Here is a 2,417-nt window from a genome sequence, read left to right as displayed (position 1 = left end):
CGTTGGCTGAGTGACTAAATGATGCATAAGCCACCCCACCGATTTACTACACCCACAATTCCTGCTGCTCTGCTGTGGTTGCACGGTACCCATCTGCCCGATACCATACGCTCATATTGAAACAACGCGCCACGCCCTACCAACGGAACAGCGCGAAGTTGCGGAAAATGCAACTTTGTTGTTAAACTGATCATGCGTTAATTACTCCACACAGTTGTTTTTGACGCCGACGCCCGCGAGCTGCACACTCCGGGCGTCAACCTTTTCTTCGGGCGGACAAAAATATCGATATAGCAAAGTGTTATATTCCATCCACTTAGCTATGACCTGATGACTATCATCTTCAAGTGATTCCCGTTCCGCTAAATCAATTACCCCATCAGCAATAGCCAACTTCACTTTCTCTGAGTGCTTACCCATCCAGGTAATAGCGTCCAGTAGGTGATTATTGATAACGTCATTATCCACTTCACCAATATCCACCAGTGGCACATTCACGCTATTTGAGTGCCGAGATACAGCATCTGCTATATGAGTGGTACCACTCGCACGTTGTAGCACCAGCGCCCAACCCATTGGGAAAATCTGGTCACCATCAGCCCGTAACCGGTTAAAGATGGCGTTCTCTGTTACATCCAGCCATTCAGCTGCATCAGAATATCCACCAGGTAAGGCGGCTATTGTCTTTTTGATAGCAATAACTAACCAGGCTGGCTGTTTCTCTGCTTTCCAGTTTTGTTTAGGTCCCACAGTTATCTCCTTTGAGTTGTGGTTACTAGATTGATGATGGTAAGTTAGGATTCTCCTGCACGCATGAACCAGAACTTAACGAAGATAAAATTTCATCTGTTGTTAATGCTCCATCTGTAGCTGCAATTAGAGGGGGAATATACTGAGAGCGTATCCCTCCGCCATTCAACCATTTGCTAATAGCTGATTGATCAACACCAATCCTTCTTGCCAGCTCTTTTTGAGAGCCAGCGATATTAATAGCTTTCTTTATGACAATATTCATACTGCCCCCTCATGATATGGATAATTAATGATTACCTATGTCATAGGAAAAGTCAATTATATAGGGAATTTGACTATAAATTACATAGGTAATATTTTCATGATATGAAAACACTACGCGAAAGACTTTTGCATGCCATGAATGAGACAGGGCTCACAAATCAAAGTGAACTGTCAAAGCTTGCAGGGGTGAACCAATCAATAATCTCAAAGATACTTTCCGGAAGAAATGAAACATCAAAATATTCTGGAAGGCTAGCGTCAGCACTTGGTATTAGTGCTGATTGGCTAATTAATGGATCTGGGAGCATGCTGGGAGATGCATCAACCTCCTTACAACGAATTGATGCCTCTAAGTTAGTTTGCGTGTGGGATGAGAACGGGCAAACTGACAATATTATTTCATGGACTGAAAGCATCCCGTCACACTTTCGAGCCTACATTCTGAAGAAAAATAGTGGGATTGCGCAGGCTCCTACTGGAGCGGTAGTGCTTGTTGATCCCACTATATCACCAGGTAATGATGACCTTGTAGTCACGATGATTAGGAATGAAATATCCCTCTATCGCTATTTGGATGGGGGTATACATGGCTTCTTAGTTGTTGATGATGACAGAATTCCTGTTACAGAGGTCACCGATCCATCTTGGATTATAGGTGTTGCTGAACAAATTCTTGTTCGAAGATTGCGGAAATAAATCACAGCAGAATCATCAACTATGGAGGGAGTGTAACTTCCAACACTTCCCCTCTTAAATAATATCCCCATACGCCCCCCATAATTGAATAACACAAACTACTGTATATTCATACATACAAATACCACCCAAATCCACACCCCTATCTATGTGACAAAAATATTTTTCATCACGTTGAAACTAAATTATTACCTATATAATAAAAAATACCACTTTACATCTTGACTTGAGTTATTACCCAAGTCATAGTTAGTCATATACAAAACAGACTTTTTGTGTGGAGTGTAATCAGGTGGATCAGAGTGCAGTCTGAACACCACAAACAAAAAAGCGAACCATCAGGCTCGCTTAGTAATAGAAGTAAATGCTCTTTAACAATTAGACCGATGCTTTTTCATCTTCCGAATCAGGTACTACTTCTGATGGCTCAACTTTTTCACCGGGCTTAAGGACGCATTTATCATAGTATTCTTTTTGATTAATCAGACCACCAGCCAACCAAGAGATTATTTTTTCTCTACGGGTCAAATTAACTGGTGATTCATCTTTAAGCCCAAGAGCCATGGTAGCCCTCTGATAGGCCGCAAACTCTAATGAGTGCCAAACTTTGCTATCGAAGTCCTCTAACTTAATCAACTCTTCTTTTAGCGGCTTATCATCTAAATCCGGCGCTTTCCTAATAAGTAACAAATACTTTTTGGAGC

General features: G+C 41.7%; 3 protein-coding genes and 1 pseudogene. 1 reads left to right on the top strand and 3 read right to left on the bottom strand.

Annotated features, from left to right (window positions below):
• Nucleotides 1-201: 201 nt before the first annotated feature.
• Both I2494_RS20430 and I2494_RS20425 read right to left on the bottom strand, forming a co-directional pair.
• Complete coding sequence (locus I2494_RS20430) at nt 202-750, bottom strand: YmfL family putative regulatory protein (protein WP_228351056.1); 549 nt, start codon at nt 748-750, stop codon at nt 202-204.
• Between the two features lie 25 nt (nt 751-775).
• Nucleotides 776-1,015 (bottom strand): transcriptional regulator, encoded by a 240-nt coding sequence (locus tag I2494_RS20425; RefSeq protein WP_218468808.1) that lies wholly within the window; start codon nt 1,013-1,015, stop codon nt 776-778.
• Nucleotides 1,016-1,119: 104 nt separating this feature from the next.
• On the opposite strand from I2494_RS20425, the gene I2494_RS20420 reads away from it, so the two are divergent.
• Complete coding sequence (locus I2494_RS20420; RefSeq protein ID WP_218468809.1) at nt 1,120-1,713, top strand: helix-turn-helix domain-containing protein; 594 nt, start codon at nt 1,120-1,122, stop codon at nt 1,711-1,713.
• A 378-nt stretch (nt 1,714-2,091) separates the two neighbouring features.
• On the opposite strand, the pseudogene I2494_RS20415 reads toward I2494_RS20420, so the two are convergent.
• Nucleotides 2,092-2,417: pseudogene (locus tag I2494_RS20415) on the bottom strand (hypothetical protein); the annotation flags it as partial.

The sequence above is a fragment of the Limnobaculum allomyrinae genome (assembly GCF_016649425.1).
GTDB lineage: Bacteria > Pseudomonadota > Gammaproteobacteria > Enterobacterales > Enterobacteriaceae > Limnobaculum > Limnobaculum allomyrinae.
The sequence above is the reverse complement of the archived record's forward strand: the minus strand, read 5'-3'. Positions and strand labels throughout refer to the sequence as shown.